A 17050-nucleotide genomic window follows, 5' to 3' on the forward strand; every position below is an offset into this window, starting at 1 on the left:
GGGTCAGTCCGGGGTGTTCACCATCGAGGCGGCCGCGTAGGTGAGGTAGTTCCAGAGGGTCTCCCGGTGCTCCTCGGAGAGGCCCAGTTCGTCCACGGCCACCCGCATGTGCCGCAGCCAGGCGTCGTGCGCCGCCCGGTCCACGGTGAACGGGGCGTGCCGCATCCGCAGCCGGGGGTGGCCGCGGTTGTCGCTGTACGTCGTGGGACCGCCCCAGTACTGGATGAGGAACAGCGTGAGCCGCTCCTCGGCCGGACCCAGGTCCTCCTCCGGGTACATCGGCTTGAGGAGCGGGTCCCCGGCGACACCCTCGTAGAAACGGTGGACCAGCCGCCGGAAGGTCTCCTCCCCGCCGACCTGCTCGTAGAAGGTCTTCTCCTGCAGCGTGCCGCGCCGAATCTCTCTCACCCCTACATGGTCTCAGACGCGGCGACCGAGGACCCGAGGCTTAGGACCCGGTGCGGAGGTAGGGCTCTAGGGTGGACGCATGGGCGCCCACGACTCGGAGATCCTGGACATCGAGGGGCTGGCCGCGGTGGCACGGGGCGAGCTGCTGCGGGAGATCGACGCCGAGGGGGTCTGGGCGGCGGAGCCGGTGTGGCGGGAGGCCTTCGAGGCCGTGCCCCGGCATCTGTTCGTGCCGTACTACTACGTCGCCGGGGCGCGCGGCTATGAGCGCCGGTGGGGCGAGAGCACCGATCCCGGGGCCCGGGAACGCTGGGTGCGGGGTGCCTACGAGGACGTTCCGCTGGCCACCCGGCTGCGCGACGGCGAGCTGCTGTCGTCCAGCAGCCAGCCCTCGTTGATGGCGCGGATGCTGGTCGAGCTGCGGGTGGCCGACGGCGACCGGGTGCTGGAGATCGGCGCCGGGACCGGGTACAACGCGGCGCTGCTGGCCCATCGGCTCGGCGACGACGATCTCGTCACCACGGTGGATGTCGATCCGGAGATCACCGAGTCGGCGCGGCTGCATCTGGCCGCGGCCGGGCACCGGCCGGCCGTCGTCACCGGGGACGGGGCACGAGGGGTGCCCGAGCGCGCGCCGTTCGACCGGATCATCGCGACCTGCGCGCTGCCGAGCGTGCCGCGGGCGTGGGTCGCGCAGTGCGCGGCGGGCGCGCGGATTCTCGCGCCGGTCGCCACCGGGCTGCTGGCCCTGACCGTGCGGGGCGAAGGGTGCGCCGAGGGCCGGTTCCTGCCGTCGGCGGCGTTCTTCGTGCCGCTGCGCGGGGTGGAGCGGGCCGGCGCCGGGGATGTGCGCGGGGTGCCGTCCCGGGCCCTTGAGAACGAGCTGTTCCAGTTCCTGATGGAGCTGACTCAGGGGGTGCTCGGTCCTCGGGACGCCCATGACGTGTGGGAACGGGCGGGGATGCCCGGGCGGGAGCGGTACGGGGTCACGGTGGCGGAAGACGGGGAGTGGGTGTGGCTGGACGACCGGGAGGGGCCGTGGGTCTGGCCTCTCCCGGTGTGAGCATCGGTCCTCGGCCGCGGGCCGGTGAGAGCCGGTCGCGCCCACGCGGCGGCAGCCGCACATCCATACGGCCCCGCGCCCCTGACGGGGCGCTACCGCTCAGCCCCGTCGCACAGTGATCGTCGTCCAGGCGCCCACGTGCACCCGGTCCCCGTCCTGCAACGGCACCGGGACGAACGGCTGGATCGGCTCCTCGCCGCCGTTCACCGTCGTGCCGTTCGTCGAGTTCTGGTCGACGACCGCCCAGCTGCCGTCCGGCTGCTGGACCAGGACCGCGTGCTGGTGCGAGACGCCCGGGTCCTCCGGTGGCACCGACAGGTCGATGTCGGGGGTGTCACCGGTGGAGTGCCGGCGGCGGCCGATGGTCACCTGGTTGCCGGCGAGCGTGCGCTGCTGCTCGGGGGAGTACGCGGGCAGGTTGAGGCCGGCCGCCTCCGGGCCCGAGCGCTGCATCATCGCCATGAAGTAGTCGCGGTCCGGGCCGATCGTCGCCGTCCAGGTCGCCGGTCCCTGGGGGGCCTGCGGGAAGCCGGGACCGGCCGGGGCACCGGGCTGCGGGTAGCCGTAGCCGCCGGGACGGGCGCCCGGGGCGGGGGCGGGGGGCGCGCCGGGGCCGGCCGCCGGCGGGGAGATCACCCAGTCGTCGTCGGCGCCGCCGAAGGCCGGGCCGCCGGCCGGGGGCCTGCCGGTCTCCTGCGGGAAGCCGGCCGGCGCGGGCGGAGCCGACTGCTGGAAGGCCCCGGGAGCGCCACCGCCGGGCGGCGGCGGAACCGGCGGCCGGGACGGGTCCCCGCCACCGAAGGGACCGGCGGCCGGGCCACCGGAGGGGTCGCGGGTGAACGGCCCGGAGGCCGGGCCGGCGCCGGGGGCGCTGCCGAAGGCGGACGGGCCGCCGGCGTTCTGGCCCGGAGCTCCACCGAACGACGGGGGCGGGGCCGAAGGACCACGCTCACCACCGAAGGGCGGCGGCCCGGACTGGCCGCGGTCGCCACCGAAGCCCGAAGGCCCGGACTGGCCGCGGTCGTTGCCGAAGGCGGGCGGGCCGGAAGGGCTCCGGTCGCCACCGAAGGCCGGGGGAGCGGGCGGGGCGGCGGGGTCGCCACCGAAGGCCGGGGGTCCGGACTGGCCGCGGTCGCCACCGAAGCCCGAAGGCCCGGACTGGCCGCGGTCGTTGCCGAAGGCGGGCGGGCCGGACTGGCCGCGCTCGCCGCCGAAGGCCGGAGGGGCCGGCGGACCCGACGGGCCGCCGCCGCGCTCGTTCGCGAACGGCGTCGGGCCCGAGGGCTCGCTGCCGAAGGAGGGGATCGGCTCGGCCGGACGGTTCATCTGGGAGGGACGCGAGCCCTGGTACTCGTACGAGTCGGTGTTGCCGCCGTAGGACGGCGGGGTGGGCGGCCGGAAGGTCGGCGCGGCCGGGCCGCCGCCCGCGGGCGGGCGCGGGGCGGCCGGGGTGTACGAGGTGGCCGTGTTGGTCAGGAAGTTCCAGCGGCACTCCTCGCAGAACGGCGCACCGCCCTCCCGGGGCGTACGGCACTGCGGGCACAGCTCCGGCTCGTGCGCGTTCGGCACGGCCGACAGATGCCGGCCGCCGGCCGGGGCGCCGGGCGCGGGCGGCGGGAAACCGTAGCCGCCGGCGGTCGGCGGCGGAGGCGGGGGTACGGCACCGGCCATGCGGTGACCGCACACCTCGCACCAGTCGTCGGAACCCGACTGGTGTCCGTTCGGGCAGGTCGGCATGTCGGTGGTTCCCTCTCTGTCAGGTTCGTCCTGAGCCTGTCTCGGTGTCCTGCGTGTGCTGCCAGGTCACTTCTTTACACGAACAGTCTTTGTGGACCGTGTTTCGAGAGTCATCTCGTCGGCCTCCGCAACCTTCGCTTTCAATCGCACAGTACCTGTCGCGGCGTCGACCACGTCCACCACCTTCGCAAGCAGTTTCGCAGTATCCGCGTTCCCGGAGGCGCTGGCGAGCTGAACGGCCCGGCCCAGTTTGGCCGTTGCTCCATCCATATCGCCCGCTTTGCGAAGATCCAGCCCTTGTTGGATGGCTTGTGCCAGTTCGGCCTGGCCGGTGTAGTGGGCGACCTGGGGGTTGATGGAGGTCGAGGCGACCATGTCGTCCGTCCACACCGCCCTGATCAGCCCCTGCGCGCCCAGGTTCTGGACGCCGCCTCCCCCGCTCTCGGCCGCGCTCGAGCGGGAGGTGCCCCCGGACTGCGGGATCACCAACGACACCCGGGCGGCGAGCATTTCCTGGCCGAGGCCGGCCGTGGGGACCTCCACACAGACGTGGTAGTCCCGGGACTCGTCGCCCCAGGAGCCGGTCGGATAGTCCCCGGCGCGCGGCCCGGCCTCGGTGCGGCGGCCGGTCAACTCCTCGACCCTGGGCGCCACTTGCTTGACGAACTTGATGGTCGTGCCGACCGGGGTCCACAGCCGCAGCGCGACGTCCGCGACCTCCTTGCCCATCGCCGTCTCCATCATCCGCGTGAAGTCGGCGGCGAGATTCGTGGGGTCGGCGACGATGTCGGCGGTGCCGAGGAGCGCGGAGGCTATCCCTGTGACTTCTTTCACTTCCCAGTCGGTGCCCACCCCGCGGGCGTCACAGGTGAACCGTCCGGCGCAGGAGTCCAGGGCGGCCCTGAGGTCCTCCGGCGACTCGTGCTCGTTGCGCCCGTCGGTGAGCAGGATGCCGTGCCGGATCGCGACGTCCGCCGAGGACAGCAGCCGGTCGGCCAGCCGCAGCCAGGTCCCGATCGCCGTACCGCCGCCCGCGCTCAGCCTGCGCAGCGCCTGCTTGGCCTGGTCCCGGGTGGTGCGGTCGGCCACCGCGAGCCGGCCGCCGCCCGGGTAGACCTCCTTGGCGACGTGCGTGCCGCCGATCACCGCGAAGTGGGTGCCGTCGCGCAGGGTGTCGATCGCGGCCGCGGTGGCGTCCCGGGCGTTGCGCATCTTGGTCGGCGGATAGTCCATCGAGCCCGAGCAGTCGACCATGATCGCCACCCCGGCGGCCGGCCCCTGCCCGGGTGCGTACGACGTCCCGACCACGCTCCCGACGGTGCCGCCGCCGGTCGACGTCACCGTGACGATCGCGTTGACCTCGCGGCCGCCGTCCGGCAGGTACTCGTTCTGGTAGACGTCCACCGAGAACTGCGGCACGTTCGACTTCGAGAAATTGGCCATGACTGTTCTGGTCCCCCTCCACCCCACGCGTGGTGGGTGCTGACGGTGTACGGACCGGTCCCCTCCGGTCCGCCGGTGTTTCCCTGTGCTGCCCCGTGCCCCGCTCCTGGTCCCCCGTTTACGGCCGTTTTGCGCGGCCTCAGGCGGATCCTGCCCCCTGCGGCGGCGCCGGGAACGGGAGCAGAGCCACTGTTACGTTGTCGTGGCCCCCGCCGTCCAGGGCGTGGCCGACCAGGACCCGGGCCGCGTGCAGCGGCCGCAGGGCCGCGTCGACGGGGACGACCTCGGACATCTCCTCGGCCGACTCCGCGTAGTTCCACAGGCCGTCCGTGCACACCACCACCACACCAGGCCGGTCCGGCTTGAAGGAAGCGGTGTGCGGCTCCAGTTCGTAGGCGTCCGCGCCGAGCCAGCCGGTGATGGCGTGGGCCCGTTCGTCGGCGTACGCCTCGGCCTCGCTCATCAGTCCGGCGGCCACCATCTGCGCCGCCCAGGAGTCGTCCTCGGTGAGCCGGGCCGGCGGTGCGCCGCGGTCCACCGGCACCCAGTAGGCGCGGCTGTCGCCGACCCAGCCGACCACCAGCAGGCCCGCGGTGACGATCGAGGCGACGATCGTGCACGCCGGGGCGTTCTGGTGCGGGCTGTGCTCGCGGGCCGTCGGAGGCTCCTCGGCGAGGGCGTTGACGGCCTGGGAAGCGATGACGATCGCCTCGTGCATCGCCGCTTGCGGATGCGTGCCCTGCGGCAGCGCGGTCAGCAGCGCCTCGCTCGCGGCCCGGGAGGCGGCCAGCGAGGCCTCGTCAGGGCGGGTCGCCGAGGAGACGCCGTCGCAGACCACCGCGAGCATCGCCGGGGTGCCGTCGGGCAGCACGGTGTGGCCGACGGTGAACGCGTCCTCGTTGCGGTGGTGGCGCAGCCCGCGGTCGCTGACGGCGGCCACCGGGCCCACCTCCTGCTCCATGTGGTCGCGCTCGCGCGGCTGGGCGTGCCCGCAGTTCTCGCAGTAGCCGTCGTCGTCGACCCGGCCCGCCCGACAGGCCACGCACACCTTCGGCAGCTCCGTGGTCTCGGCGCTCTCGGTGGTCTCGGTGGTCTCGGCGTTCTCCGCGGCGGAGGCGGCGACCCGCGGGTCCGGTGCCTGCAGCGCGTAGTCCTCGTCGGGCTCCGGCGGCCGGTCGAACCGCACCCCGGAGGCCGGCGACACCGGCGAACCGGGCGGCGGTGAACCCGGCGAGTCGTGCGCCGGCGAGCCCGGCAGCGGCTTGCCGCCCGAGTCCGTGCCGGGCAGGTCCGTCGGCAGATGCGCAGCCGACGGCGGGCCGGGGCTGTCCGGCTCGGGTGGTGGCCACGCCACGCCGGAGGCGCCCATGGTGAGGGTCGGGTGGTCCTGCGGCGCGGCGGGCACGGCCGACAGGTCGTACCCGCACGCACCGCAGAACAGGTCACCCGATTCGAGCGGCTCCGCGCAGCTCGGGCACTTCGCCGGTGCGGCCTGCTGGGGCATCTGCGACATCAACTACACCCACGTCCGGGGGCGGTAACGGTTGGCCCGTTCCACCAGGTCGATCCTCTCCTCACCGCCGGTCGCCAGTCTGGCCAGCGTGCGGTACGAGCGCTCCAGGCCGAAGCGGAGGCCCCGCTCGTCCAGACCGCTGCCGAGCAGCACCCGGCCGCCGACGACGGGCTGGGAGTCCTGGCCTCCGGAGAGTATCCAGTCCAGCGCGCAGCCGAGGACTTCCGCCGACAACTGCTCGCGCCGTGCCGGATCCAGACCGTACGCGTCCAGCGCCTCGATCTGCCCGGCGGCGGCCGTCAGATCGTCCAGGAACGGCGTGTCGTCGGGCGTCGCGGTCCGGTGCCGCAGCCGCGCCCGTACGGCCGCCACCCGGGCCGCCGTGTAGTGGATCGACGCCTCCGGCACCGATTCCAGGGTACGCACCGCACCGCGCCGGTCCCCGGCCGCCAGCTGTACCCGGGCCAGACCGAAGGCGGAACTGACGAAGCTCGGGTCGGTCGCCCACACCAGCCGGTAGTACTCGGCCGCGTTGTCCAGCTGGCCGAGCACCTCCGCGCACAGGCCGAGCGCCAGCTTGGGCGTGGTCTCGCCGGGGAAGGCGTCGTAGATCGCGTCGAAGGACAGTGCCGCGCCCTCGAAGTCCCCGGTGACCAGGGCGGTCACGCCCCGGTACCAGACCACCCGCCAGTCGTCGGGCTGCTCGTCCTCCAGCTCGCCGAGGGTCACCAGCGCGGCCTCGAAGTCGCCGTTCTCCAGCCGGGCGCGGATCTGGCGCAACCGGGTCTCGACCGTCTGCGTCGGTGCCGAGGCCAGTGCGCTGAGCAGGCTGACCTCGCCCGCCCCCGAGGTCGTGAGTCCCGCCAGGAATCCGGCGTTCGGGTCGCTCGGGTCGACCGTCGGGACCGGCAGGGCGAGCGCGGCGGCCGGGGTGGGGACGGGCCGCACCAGGGCGGGGGAGACCGGGGCCCGCCCGCCGGCCGGGGCGCCCGCCGGGCGGCCGTCGCCGGCCGGGGTCCCGGCCGCTCCCGGTGGCTCCAGGGCGAGCGTTCTGGAGGCCACCGCCCGCGCCCCCAGCCGGGACACGTCCCCGGCCAGCTTCGGGAACAGCTCCGTGTCCGTGACCTTCACCTCGGGCCCGAACAGCGTCGACAGCGCGGGCCGGGCCTTGCCGGTCTGCACCGACACGACCTCGCGCAGCACCCCCGTCAGCTGCTCGGCCATCTCCTGCGCGGAGGCGAAGCGGCGGGCCGGGTCGGGATCGGTGGCCCGGACCAGCAGCCGGTAGAAGGACTCGTACTGCCGGAACACCTCGATGTTGTCCGGGTCGGGCAGCGAGTCCACGAAGACGGTCGTGTAGCCCTGGAAGTCGAAGGTGAGGACCGCGAGGGTGCGGCCGACCGTGTACAGGTCGGAGGCGACCGACGGGCCGACCTCGGCGACCTCCGGGGCCTGGTAGCCGACCGTGCCGTAGATCGCCGACTCGTCGTCGTCCATGCGGCGCACCGCGCCCATGTCGATCAGCTTGAGCTGGTCCTCGGACTGGATGGCGTTGTCGACCTTGAAGTCGCAGTACAGCAGGTTGCGGCTGTGCAGATGGCCGAGGGCTTCGAGTGCCTCGATTCCGTAGGCGCAGGCCTGCTCCACCGGCAGCGGGTCGCGGCGGCCCTCCGGGGTACGCCGGTCGTTGGCGATCTCCTTGAGGGACTTGCCGCCGACGTACTCCATGACGATGTAGCCGTCGAGCGAGCCGGTGCGCTGGTCCAGATGCTCCACGAAGTTGTAGATCCGCACGATGTTGGCGTGCTCGATCTCCGCGAGGAACCGCCGCTCGGAGATGGCGGCGGCCATCGCGTCCTGGTCGCCGGTGTCCAGCAGGCCCTTGAGCACCACCCAGCGGTCGGACACCGCGCGGTCCACGGCCAGGTAGATCCAGCCCAGGCCACCGTGCGCGATACAGCCCACGACCTCGTACTGGCCGTGCACGACGTCCCCGGCCTTCAGCTTGGGCACGAACGAGTACGGGTTGCCGCACTTGGTGCAGAACCCCTCGGTCCGGCCCGGGATGTCACCGCGGGCCCGCCCGACCGGCGCCCCGCAGTCCGAGCGCGAGCAGAACCGCTTCCGCTCGGGCACCTCCGGGTTCTCGAGGACCATCTCGCGCGGGTCAGGCTTCGGCACCTGCGGGACCGTGACCAGCCCCGCGCCCAGCCGGCTGCGCGCCGACCCGCTCGTCGACGAACCGGAGCTGCGCACCGACACCGAACGGCCCGTCGACTTGCCCGACAGGGACCGCGAGAGCCGCCCGGAGACCGAGCGCCGGGACTTCGACGACTGTGACGACGTACGCGAACTGCGGCTGCTGGAGCGCGAACTCCCGCCGCTCGCCGAGGACCGGCCGCCGGCCGTGATCCCGGTGGGCGGCGAACCGACCATCCCTCCCCCGGAGGGGAGACCCCCGGCCGAGACGACCGGGGCCAGACCGCAGGTGTCGCAGTACAGCTCACCGCCGCCGACGTCCTCGTACGTTCCCTCGCAGTCCGGCCGCTGGCACGTCTGTCCCGCCTGACTCATCGCCGCCGCAACCCCCTTGTCACTCACGCTCCGGGCCCCTCCGGTCCTCGGGACCACTCTGCTGCGGCACCCGCGGCGCGCCCAGCGCCTCGGCCGCCGCCTGCTGATAGCGCAGCACCGCCTGCTCCGCGACCCGCAGGTCGCAGGGCGCGCTCCACAGCATCCGCCGGGCCGCGTCGTACCGCTCGATCAGGAACGGGTCCTCCGCCAGGCCGTGGCGGGCCACCTTCGCCTTGTAGGCGTCCAGCCGGCCGCGCAGCTCCGCGCGTACCGCCAGCGGCGCGGTGACCGCCGTCAACGACTCACGGGCGCGCAGCAGTTCGTCCTCCGCCTTCTGCTCCAGGGACTCCAGGAGCGGTGACAGCCGGTGCCACTGGGCCATTCTGCGGTACTCGGCGGCCGTCGCCAGCTGTTCCTGCAGCGCGGTCGGCGGGCCGCTGACCACCGGCACCTCGGTCGCCGCGATCTTCGCCAGCACCTCACCGCGCGCGGTGCGCGCCTCGGCGAGGGTACGGTCCGCCCGGGAGAGCACGTCCCGCAGCTTGATCAGCCGGGCCTCCGCGTCCTGCCGGACCGTCAGCACGGCGTCGATCTCCCGCCGTACCTCCTCCAGCGCCCGCGCCTCCCGGTCGTACACCGTGGTGTCCGGCCGGCCGCCGCCCGGCGCCGAACTCCCCTGCGCCGGAACCCAGAAGCCCAGCGGGTCCGACACGACGTCCTCGCGCAGCTTCGTCAGTATGCGGGTGATCCGCTCCAGGTCGTCGCCCGCCGGGTGTTCGCCCGGGCGCACCCCGACGGAGTGCGCCAGCTTGCGGGTGCGCTGCAGTTCGGCGGCGAGTAAATCGATCCGCGCGGGCAGCGCCGACCACACCGCGTCGGCGGTGACGACCATGTCCAGCGAGGTCGCGTACAGCTCGTTCATCCGGTCGACCAGGGTCACCAGCGAGAAGCGCTCGCTGAGCCGGCCGGCCGCGGACAGCAGCGTCGGCGCGTTCGCCGTCGCGGTGGCGCTGCCCGCCACCGTCACCGACTCGCCACGCAGCAGCTCGGTCAGCTCCACCAGGTCCTCACGGCTGGACCAGCGGCGCCTGGCCCGGATCTCCCGGGCCGAGCGCAGGGTGTCCGTGTAGGCGTCGAAGTACGCCCACAGCAGGGTGATCGAGGCGTCGGCGGACGTCCACCGGTCCCGGGTGGTCCCGGTGAGCTCGGCGCCCTCCAGGAGCCTGCGGCCCGCGTGGTCCTGCAGGGCGAGCAGCGAGGTCTCGATCGCCTCGTGCTCCGCGCCGAGCCGCGCCAGCGCACGGTCCACCTCGTCCCGGTCCATCACCGGCCCGGCGGGGTCCGTGACGCCCATCGATCACCTCTCGCTTGCTTGTCGGGACCGGCCCTGCGGATGCGGGTCAGCTTGTGCGCAGGTACTGCGGCGCCGACGGTTTCGACGCCGCCGAGTCCGCTCCCAGTGTCGCCGACAGCCACTTGTCGTACGACGCCTGCCAGCCGTCGGCCCGGTAGCCGACCAGGATCTGATTGACCCGGCGTACCAGATCGGTCGCACCCTGTTTCATCGCCACGCCGTAGTACTCGGTCGTGAAGGCGGCGCCCTTCAGCTCGACCGTCGGGTCCTGCGCGGCCTGGCTGGCGGCCAGCGCGCCGTCGGTGACCACCGCGTCCACCTCACCGAGCTGCAGCCGTACCAGACAGTCGAGTTGGTTGGGCACGGTGGTGGAGATGTCGGCCGAGGCGGCCAGCTTCCCGGACTTCCGGTCCGCGTCCAGCTTGGCGTACGCGGTCGAACCGGCCGCCGTGCAGATCCTCTTGTGCGCGAGCGTGCCGTTGTAGCCGGTGATCGGCGACGACTTGGGCGCGAGCACCTGCTGGCCGGTCTTGAAGTACGGCGCGGAGAACGCCACGTCCTTCAGCCGGTCGCAGTTGATGGTCATGGTGCGGACGACCATGTCGACCCGGCCGTCCTGGATCGCCGGTATCCGCTGGCTGGTCGGAATCGCCTTGAACTGCACCGCGTCGGGGTCGCCGAGGATGTCCTGGGCGATCCGGTGCACCAGGTCGATGTCGAAACCCTCCAGCTCCGCACCCGAGTTGTTCGGGTTGCGGTAGCCCCAGCGGTAGCTGTTCTGGTCGATGCCGACGATCAGCTTCCGTTTGGCGCCGGTACGGGCCTTGATGGCGTCGATCGTCGTGCCGTCCGCGCTCGACGGCGACCAGGTCTCGTTCTGCGCCTGGGAGTCGACACAGCTGTCGGCCCTCGCCGGGCCGGCCGTGGCCAGCCCCGGACCGCCGAGCCCCGCGTCCGTCTCGCTCCCCCCGGCGGACTGAGTGAGGGGCAGCAGCAGGACGAACGCCAACGCCAGAGCGCAGCCGACCGCCATCGCGCCCACTCCGCCCCAGCCCCGCAGGGAGGCCCGCATCCTCTGCGCGTACACCGCCACGCCCCCTCTCACCGGTACTCCGAAAGCCTGCGCCCGATACCGAACAGCGCGCCCGACGCCGCCGCCACACCCAGCATGGCGGCACCGATCGGCAGTCCGGACATCGCGTCCCGCCCGTCGGTGGCCCGCTCCTGGAACTCGGTCTCCTCGTGGGCCAGAGCATTCTTCAGGTTCGTGTCGACGCTGTCGAAGCACTCGGCGGTCGCGCCCTTGGCGCCTATCACCTTGTCCAGCGCCGCCTGGTAGTCGCCGTTCTCGTCCTCGGTGCGGGCGTCGGCGTGCCGCTCCTTCCACACCTTCATGTTCCCCTCGGCCGCCTGCACGGGCTTGCTGCCCGCCGAGTCGTCCGCGAGCGCCGCGGCCTGGGTGAGGCCCTTGCCGAGGGCGGCCATGTCCTGGTCGAAGTCGTAGTAGTAGGCGTCGTAGGTCTCACCGTCGACCGTGACCGTCTCCGCGCCCCGCGCGACCAGGCTGAGGTTCTCGTTCCCCCGGGCCTTCAGGGAGGCGATCCGGGCGTCGTGCAGCACGTTCAGCGAGCGGACGCCGTGGTCGTACGAGCCGTCCAGTCCGGCGCGGGCGAAGGTGTGGCCGACGACCAGCCACAGCAGCGTGACGACGGTGGCCGCGGAGGCCGCGACCAGGCCGTGGTTGAGCACACGGTTGGTACGGCGGTAGTGGCGCAGCTGGGCCCAGGCGAGCCCGGCGAGGGCGAGCAGGCCGAGGACGATCGCCGCCCACGGGTACGGCGTCGCGTCCGCGTAGTCGGACGACAGCCGCGCGTTCTCCTTGGTGTAGAGATCCTCCGCCGCCGGGAGCATCTCCTTCTGCATCTTGTCGTTCGCGTACCGCAGGTAGGCGCCGCCGACCGGGTAGCCCTGCCGGTTGTAGACGCTGGCCCGCTCGACGAGCCCCTTGTACTCCGGGAGCAGCTTGTTCAGCTTCGCCACGGCCGCCTCGGAGGGGGAGCCGGGCTCGGAGTTGGCGGCCGCGGTGACGAGCTTGGCGGCGGCCGTCCGGATGTCCTTCTCGTACCGCGCGTGGGAGGCCGCGGTCTCCTGACCGCCCGCCAGGAAGCCGCTGGAGGCGGCCGTGTTGGCGTCCGCCAGCGAACGGTAGATGTCGGCCGCGCCCGAGCTGAGCGGCTGGCTGCGGTGCAGCACGTCGTCGGCGGCGGCCGCGCGGTCGGTCATCTGCCAGGCGGTGACGGCACCGAAGGCGACGATCAGGACGGCCAGGACGGCGCCGATGAGCCGGAGCCGGCCGGGCTCGGTGGTGGCGGCGGCGCGCACCTGCTCGACGCCCTCCGCGAAGGCGCTGCGGCGCGGGGGCGTTGCCTCGGGCGCGGGGGAGCCGGCCCGCTGTGCGGGCAGGACGGTGCCTGCGCCTGGCGGTGCCGCGCTCTTCGTCGGCGGGTGTGTCACTTGACCTCCCCCATGGTCATCCGGTCGCCGCCCAGTATCGCCGCCCGGACTGACATTCGGCACCGGCCGTCACGGGATCTTGATCCGATCGCAGCGGAACCCCTGCCCATGAATACGCCGGGGGAATCGGTTCGGTTCCGGAGGGGTGAACCGGTGGTGTTCGGGGCGCGGGCCGTTGGGGGCCGGTCGCGCAGTTCCCAGCGCCCCTGAAGGGACGCTGCCCCAGCCGTATCCGTCCAGCTGCGGGCAGTCGTGCCTCCCCACAGAGCCCGAAAGGCCTGGGGGACCCCAGGCGGCACGGGTGGGCGCGGGCGGCATCCGGCAAACGCCGGTCAGCGACCCCACCCCCCGCCCCAGTCCACCGTCAACCCTCGAAGTACGCCCGCACCCTCTCCTGCACAGACGCGCCCGCCCCCGCCGCGTCCAGCCCCAGCAGCGCCGCCCCCAGCACCGGCCGCGCCGTCACCACTCTCGGTACCGCCTTGGGGGCCCGCGCCGCCAGCAGTTCCCGTACGCCGTCGTCCAGTTGCGGGTGACCGCCCGTCAGCACGCCGCCGCCGAGCAGCACCGGCGTCTCCTCGTCCAGCAGGTCGAGGCGGGTCAGGGCGACCGTGGCCATCGTGGCGACCTCCTGCGCCAGCCGGTCCACCACCGAGCGGGCGATCTGGTCGCCGTCGGCCGCCGTCGCGAACAGCACCGGCGTCAGCTCGTGCCGGCGGCCGTACTCGACGTGCTCCAGGTGCAGCGCCTCGATCAGCGCGTACATGGACGTCAGCCCGAAGTGCGCCGGGAGGGTGCGGACCAGGGCGGTCGGCTCGCCGCGCCCGTCCTCCGCCCGCGCCGCGTGCCACAGGGCCTCCTCGGCCAGTCCCCAACCGCCGCCCCAGTCACCGGAGATGCGCCCTATCGCGGGGAAGCGGGCGGTGCGGCCGTCGGGGCGCATGCCGACGCAGTTGATGCCCGCCCCGCACACCACGGCCACGCCCCGGGGCTCGGCCACGCCCGCCCGCAGGATCGCGAAGGTGTCGTTGCGGACGGTCACCGAACCGCCCCAGTCGCGGGCGGCCAGCGCCGCGGCCAACTGCTCCTCCTCCACCGGCAGATCGGCGTTGGCGAGGCAGGCGGAGACATGGGCGACCGAGGTGACGCCGGCGGCGGCGTACGCCTCGGCGACCGCCTCCGCCACCTCGTCCACGGCCTGCTCCACGCCCACCACAGGCGGCCGGAAGCCGCCGCCGCGGGCCGTGGCGAGGACCTCTCCGTCCGCCGCCACCACCGCGACGTCGGTCTTGCTGTTGCCCGCGTCGATGGCGAGGACACTTGCGGTCAGGCCCACGCGAGGTGCTCCCGGTTGTGCGCGATCAGTCGGTCGGTCAGGGCTTCGGCGTACTCGTACTGGCCGACGAGGGGGTGCGAGAGAAGGGCCTTGTAGACGCGGTCGCGGCCGCCGCGCAGCGCCGCCTCCAGGGCCAGTTCCTCGTACGCAGTCACGTTCGCCACCAGGCCGGCGAAGAGCGGGTCGACGTCCGGGACGGACAGGGGCACGGGTCCGCCCCTGCCGACCGCCGCCTGCACCTCGATCACCGCGTCGTCGGGGAGGAAGGGGAGCGTGCCGCCGTTGTAGGTGTTCACCACCTGGTAGGGGTTGCCGGCGCCGCCCAGCAGCGCGGCCGCCAGGTCCACGGCCGCCTCCGAGTAGTACGCGCCGCCCCGCCGGGCGAGCAGCTCCGGCTTCTCGTCGAGCGCCGGGTCGCCGTACATCTCCAGCAACTGCTTTTCCATCGCGGCCACTTCGGAGGCGCGGGACGGTTTGGTGCGCAGCTCCCGTACGACCTCGTCGTGCGCGTAGTAGTAGCGCAGGTAGTAGGAGGGGATCACGCCGCCCAGGCGGTCGAGGAGGGCCGTCGGCAGCTTCAGGTCGGCGGCGATGGTGTCGCCGTGTTCCTCGAGCAGCTTGGGCAGCACGTTCTCGCCCTCGGGGCCGCCGAGGCGGACCGCCGTCTCCCAGGTGAGGTGGTTGAGGCCGAGGTGGTCCAGGTGGACCTCGGAGGGTGTGACACCGAGCAGGTTCGCGAACTTCCGCTGGAAGCCGATCGCCACGTTGCACAGTCCGACCGCCCGGTGCCCGGCCTGCAGCAGGGCGCGGGTGACGATCCCCACCGGGTTGGTGAAGTCGATGATCCAGGCGTTCGGGTTGGCCCGGCGGACGCGTTCGGCGATGTCCAGGACCACGGGGACGGTCCGCAGGGCCTTGGCGAGCCCGCCGGCGCCGGTCGTCTCCTGGCCGATGCAACCGCACTCCAGCGGCCAGGTCTCGTCCTGCTGCCGGGCCGCCTGGCCGCCGACGCGCAGCTGGAGCAGCACCGCGTCGGCGCCCGCCACACCCGCGTCCAGGTCGGAGGTGGTGACGATACGGCCGCTGTGGCCCTGCTTGGCGAAGATCCGGCGGGCCAGTCCGCCCACCAGTTCCAGGCGTTCGGCGGCCGGGTCCACCAGGACCAGTTCCTCGATGGGCAGGGTGTCCCTGAGCCGCGCGAAGCCGTCGATGAGTTCGGGGGTGTAGGTCGAGCCTCCGCCGACCACGGTGAGTTTCATACGTGGTTAACCCTTCACTCCGGTGAGCGTGACGCCCTCGACGAACGCCTTCTGGGCGAAGAAGAACACGAGGATCACGGGGGCCATGACCAGTACGGTCGCGGCCATGGTGAGATTCCAGTCGGTGTGGTGCATGCCCTTGAACGACTCCAGGCCGTAGGACAGCGTCCAGGCGCCCGGGTTCTCCGAGGCGTAGATCTGGGGGCCGAAGTAGTCGTTCCAGGCGTAGAAGAACTGGAAGAGCGCGACGGCGGCGATGCCCGGTTTCGCCATCGGGATCACCACCCGCAGCAGGGTCCGCAGGTCCCCGCAGCCGTCCACCTTCGCCGCGTCCAGGTACTCGTTCGGGATCGTCGTCAGGAACTGGCGCAGCAGGAAGATGGAGAACGCGTCACCGAACGCCATCGGCACGATCAGCGGCCACAGGGTGCCGGAGAGGCCGAGCTGCTTCGCCCAGAACAGGTACATCGGGATGATGATCACCTGCGGTGGCAGCATCATCATCGAGATCACCAGCATGAGCGAGAGATTGCGGCCCCGGAAGCGGAACTTCGCGAGCGCGTACGCCACCGGCAACGAGGAGACGACCGTCAGGACGGTGCCCAGACCGGCGTAGAACAGCGTGTTCTTCCACCAGGTCAGGAAGCCGGGGGTGTCGAAGACCTTCCGGTAGTTGCCCCACTCCCAGGTGTGCGGGATCAGGTCCCGGCTGAGCGCCTGGCTGTCGCTCATCAGCGAGGTCAGGAAGACGAACACGAAGGGGAGGGTGAAGAACAGGGCGGCGGCGATACCGAGGGAGTGGACCGCCACCCAGTTCAGCAACGCCTTGCGGCGGGCGGTGCGTTCGGCCGACGTCATCGGCTGCGGGGTCACGTCCACCGGCCGGTCCAGTACCTGGGCCATGTTCAGTCACCTGCCTGGATGAGACCGCCCCGGCGCCGCATCAGGAACGACGTGAACACCATGGACAGGACGAAGAGGACGAGGGCGACGACACACGCGGAGCCGTAGTCGAAGCGCTGGAAACCGAGGTTGTAGACGAGCTGGGGCAGGGTGAGCGTCGACTTCTCCGGATACCCGGGCTCGAACTGGGTGCCCGCGCCCTGGATGACGCCCGAGGCGACCTTCCCGGCGATGAGCGGCTGGGTGTAGTACTGCATCGTCTGGATGACACCCGTGACGACCGCGAACATCACGATCGGCGAGATGTTCGGCAGCGTCACGTACCGGAAGCGCTGCCACGCCGACGCGCCGTCCAGCTCCGCCGCCTCGTACTGCTCCGCCGGCACGTCGAGCAGCGCGGCCATGAAGATGACCATCAGGTCGCCGATGCCCCACAGCGCCAGCAGGGTCAGCGCCGGCTTGGACCAGGTGGGGTCGTTGAACCAGCCCGGGGCCGGGATGCCGATCTTCTCCAGGATCGAGTTGACCGGGCCCGTACCGGGGTTGAGGAGAAAGGCGAAGGCCATGGTGGCCGCGACCGGCGGGGCCAGGTAGGGCAGATAGAAGAGGGTGCGGAAGACGCCCGTACCCGTCTTGATCTTCGTGATGAGCATGCCGATGCCGAGGCCGAAGACGACCCGGAGCGAGACCATCACGACCACGAGCCACAGGGTGTTGCGCATCGCGGGCCAGAAGTAGGGATAGTGCTCGAAGACGTACGTCCAGTTCTTCGTGCCGCTCCACGTCGGCGGCTTGAAACCGTCGTAGTGCATGAACGAGAAGTAGACCGTCGAGATCAGCGGATACACGAAGAAGACCGCGAAGCCGATCAGCCAGGGCGACATGAAGGCGAGAGTCCGAAGCGCCGAACGGCGGCGCTTCGAGGCCAGTGTGATCGTGCTCATCG

Annotated in this window: 13 protein-coding genes; 1 reads left to right on the forward strand and 12 read right to left on the reverse strand. The window is 72.4% G+C overall.

Annotated features, from left to right (window positions below; genetic code table 11):
• Positions 1–3: 3 nt before the first annotated feature.
• Positions 4–408 carry a globin gene (locus tag ABZ642_RS16810; protein ID WP_351735218.1) on the reverse strand — a complete coding sequence of 135 codons (405 nt, stop codon included), beginning with the start codon at positions 406–408 and terminating at the stop codon, positions 4–6.
• A gap of 79 nt (positions 409–487) precedes the next feature.
• On the opposite strand from ABZ642_RS16810, the gene ABZ642_RS16815 reads away from it, so the two are divergent.
• A complete protein-coding gene (locus ABZ642_RS16815) occupies positions 488–1471 on the forward strand; it encodes a methyltransferase domain-containing protein (RefSeq protein WP_360483691.1) in 984 nt (327 codons plus the stop codon).
• Between the two features lie 99 nt (positions 1472–1570).
• Here ABZ642_RS16815 and ABZ642_RS16820 read toward each other — a convergent pair whose 3' ends face one another.
• From ABZ642_RS16820 to ABZ642_RS16870, 11 genes are all read right to left on the reverse strand, one after another.
• Positions 1571–3208, reverse strand: a complete 1638-nt coding sequence (locus ABZ642_RS16820; protein ID WP_360483693.1) for an FHA domain-containing protein — start codon at positions 3206–3208, stop codon at positions 1571–1573.
• 66 nt (positions 3209–3274) lie between these two features.
• Positions 3275–4651 carry a VWA domain-containing protein gene (locus ABZ642_RS16825; protein WP_360483696.1) on the reverse strand — a complete coding sequence of 459 codons (1377 nt, stop codon included), beginning with the start codon at positions 4649–4651 and terminating at the stop codon, positions 3275–3277.
• Positions 4652–4790: 139 nt separating this feature from the next.
• Positions 4791–6164, reverse strand: coding sequence for a PP2C family serine/threonine-protein phosphatase (locus ABZ642_RS16830; RefSeq protein ID WP_360483699.1), 1374 nt, complete (start codon positions 6162–6164; stop codon positions 4791–4793).
• A gap of 3 nt (positions 6165–6167) precedes the next feature.
• Positions 6168–8738 carry a tetratricopeptide repeat protein gene (locus tag ABZ642_RS16835; RefSeq protein ID WP_360483702.1) on the reverse strand — a complete coding sequence of 857 codons (2571 nt, stop codon included), beginning with the start codon at positions 8736–8738 and terminating at the stop codon, positions 6168–6170.
• 19 nt (positions 8739–8757) lie between these two features.
• On the reverse strand, positions 8758–10092 hold the full coding sequence (locus ABZ642_RS16840) for a hypothetical protein (RefSeq protein WP_360483705.1): 1335 nt from the start codon (positions 10090–10092) through the stop codon (positions 8758–8760).
• Between the two features lie 46 nt (positions 10093–10138).
• Positions 10139–11164, reverse strand: a complete 1026-nt coding sequence (locus tag ABZ642_RS16845; RefSeq protein WP_360484333.1) for a glutamate ABC transporter substrate-binding protein — start codon at positions 11162–11164, stop codon at positions 10139–10141.
• 29 nt (positions 11165–11193) lie between these two features.
• Complete coding sequence (locus tag ABZ642_RS16850) at positions 11194–12555, reverse strand: hypothetical protein (protein ID WP_360484336.1); 1362 nt, start codon at positions 12553–12555, stop codon at positions 11194–11196.
• 415 nt (positions 12556–12970) lie between these two features.
• Positions 12971–13942 carry a BadF/BadG/BcrA/BcrD ATPase family protein gene (locus ABZ642_RS16855; RefSeq protein WP_360483708.1) on the reverse strand — a complete coding sequence of 324 codons (972 nt, stop codon included), beginning with the start codon at positions 13940–13942 and terminating at the stop codon, positions 12971–12973.
• Positions 13933–15201, reverse strand: coding sequence for a 6-phospho-beta-glucosidase (locus ABZ642_RS16860; RefSeq protein ID WP_360483711.1), 1269 nt, complete (start codon positions 15199–15201; stop codon positions 13933–13935). The genes ABZ642_RS16855 and ABZ642_RS16860 overlap by 10 nt, the downstream gene beginning before the upstream one ends.
• 6 nt (positions 15202–15207) lie before the next feature.
• Positions 15208–16104, reverse strand: a complete 897-nt coding sequence (locus ABZ642_RS16865; RefSeq protein WP_360483714.1) for a carbohydrate ABC transporter permease — start codon at positions 16102–16104, stop codon at positions 15208–15210.
• Positions 16105–16106: 2 nt separating this feature from the next.
• The gene (locus ABZ642_RS16870) at positions 16107–17048 is read right to left on the reverse strand and encodes a sugar ABC transporter permease (protein WP_360483717.1); all 942 of its coding nucleotides are present in this window, start codon (positions 17046–17048) and stop codon (positions 16107–16109) included.
• Between the last annotated feature and the right edge of the window lie 2 nt (positions 17049–17050).

Origin of the sequence: Streptomyces sp. NPDC007157 (genome assembly GCF_040634235.1) — a bacterium.
Lineage (GTDB): Bacteria > Actinomycetota > Actinomycetes > Streptomycetales > Streptomycetaceae > Streptomyces.

Bases quoted from the DNA above. Each gene is read 5' to 3' on its own strand.
- ABZ642_RS16865 (WP_360483714.1), bottom strand. From the start codon at position 16,104: ATGGCCCAGGTACTGGACCGGCCGGTGGACGTGACCCCGCAGCCGATG.
- ABZ642_RS16820 (WP_360483693.1), bottom strand. From the start codon at position 3,208: ATGCCGACCTGCCCGAACGGACACCAGTCGGGTTCCGACGACTGGTGC.
- ABZ642_RS16815 (WP_360483691.1), top strand. From the start codon at position 488: ATGGGCGCCCACGACTCGGAGATCCTGGACATCGAGGGGCTGGCCGCG.
- ABZ642_RS16835 (WP_360483702.1), bottom strand. From the start codon at position 8,738: ATGAGTCAGGCGGGACAGACGTGCCAGCGGCCGGACTGCGAGGGAACG.
- ABZ642_RS16830 (WP_360483699.1), bottom strand. From the start codon at position 6,164: ATGTCGCAGATGCCCCAGCAGGCCGCACCGGCGAAGTGCCCGAGCTGC.
- ABZ642_RS16845 (WP_360484333.1), bottom strand. From the start codon at position 11,164: ATGCGGGCCTCCCTGCGGGGCTGGGGCGGAGTGGGCGCGATGGCGGTC.
- ABZ642_RS16825 (WP_360483696.1), bottom strand. From the start codon at position 4,651: ATGGCCAATTTCTCGAAGTCGAACGTGCCGCAGTTCTCGGTGGACGTC.
- ABZ642_RS16840 (WP_360483705.1), bottom strand. From the start codon at position 10,092: ATGGGCGTCACGGACCCCGCCGGGCCGGTGATGGACCGGGACGAGGTG.
- ABZ642_RS16860 (WP_360483711.1), bottom strand. From the start codon at position 15,201: ATGAAACTCACCGTGGTCGGCGGAGGCTCGACCTACACCCCCGAACTC.
- ABZ642_RS16870 (WP_360483717.1), bottom strand. From the start codon at position 17,048: ATGAGCACGATCACACTGGCCTCGAAGCGCCGCCGTTCGGCGCTTCGG.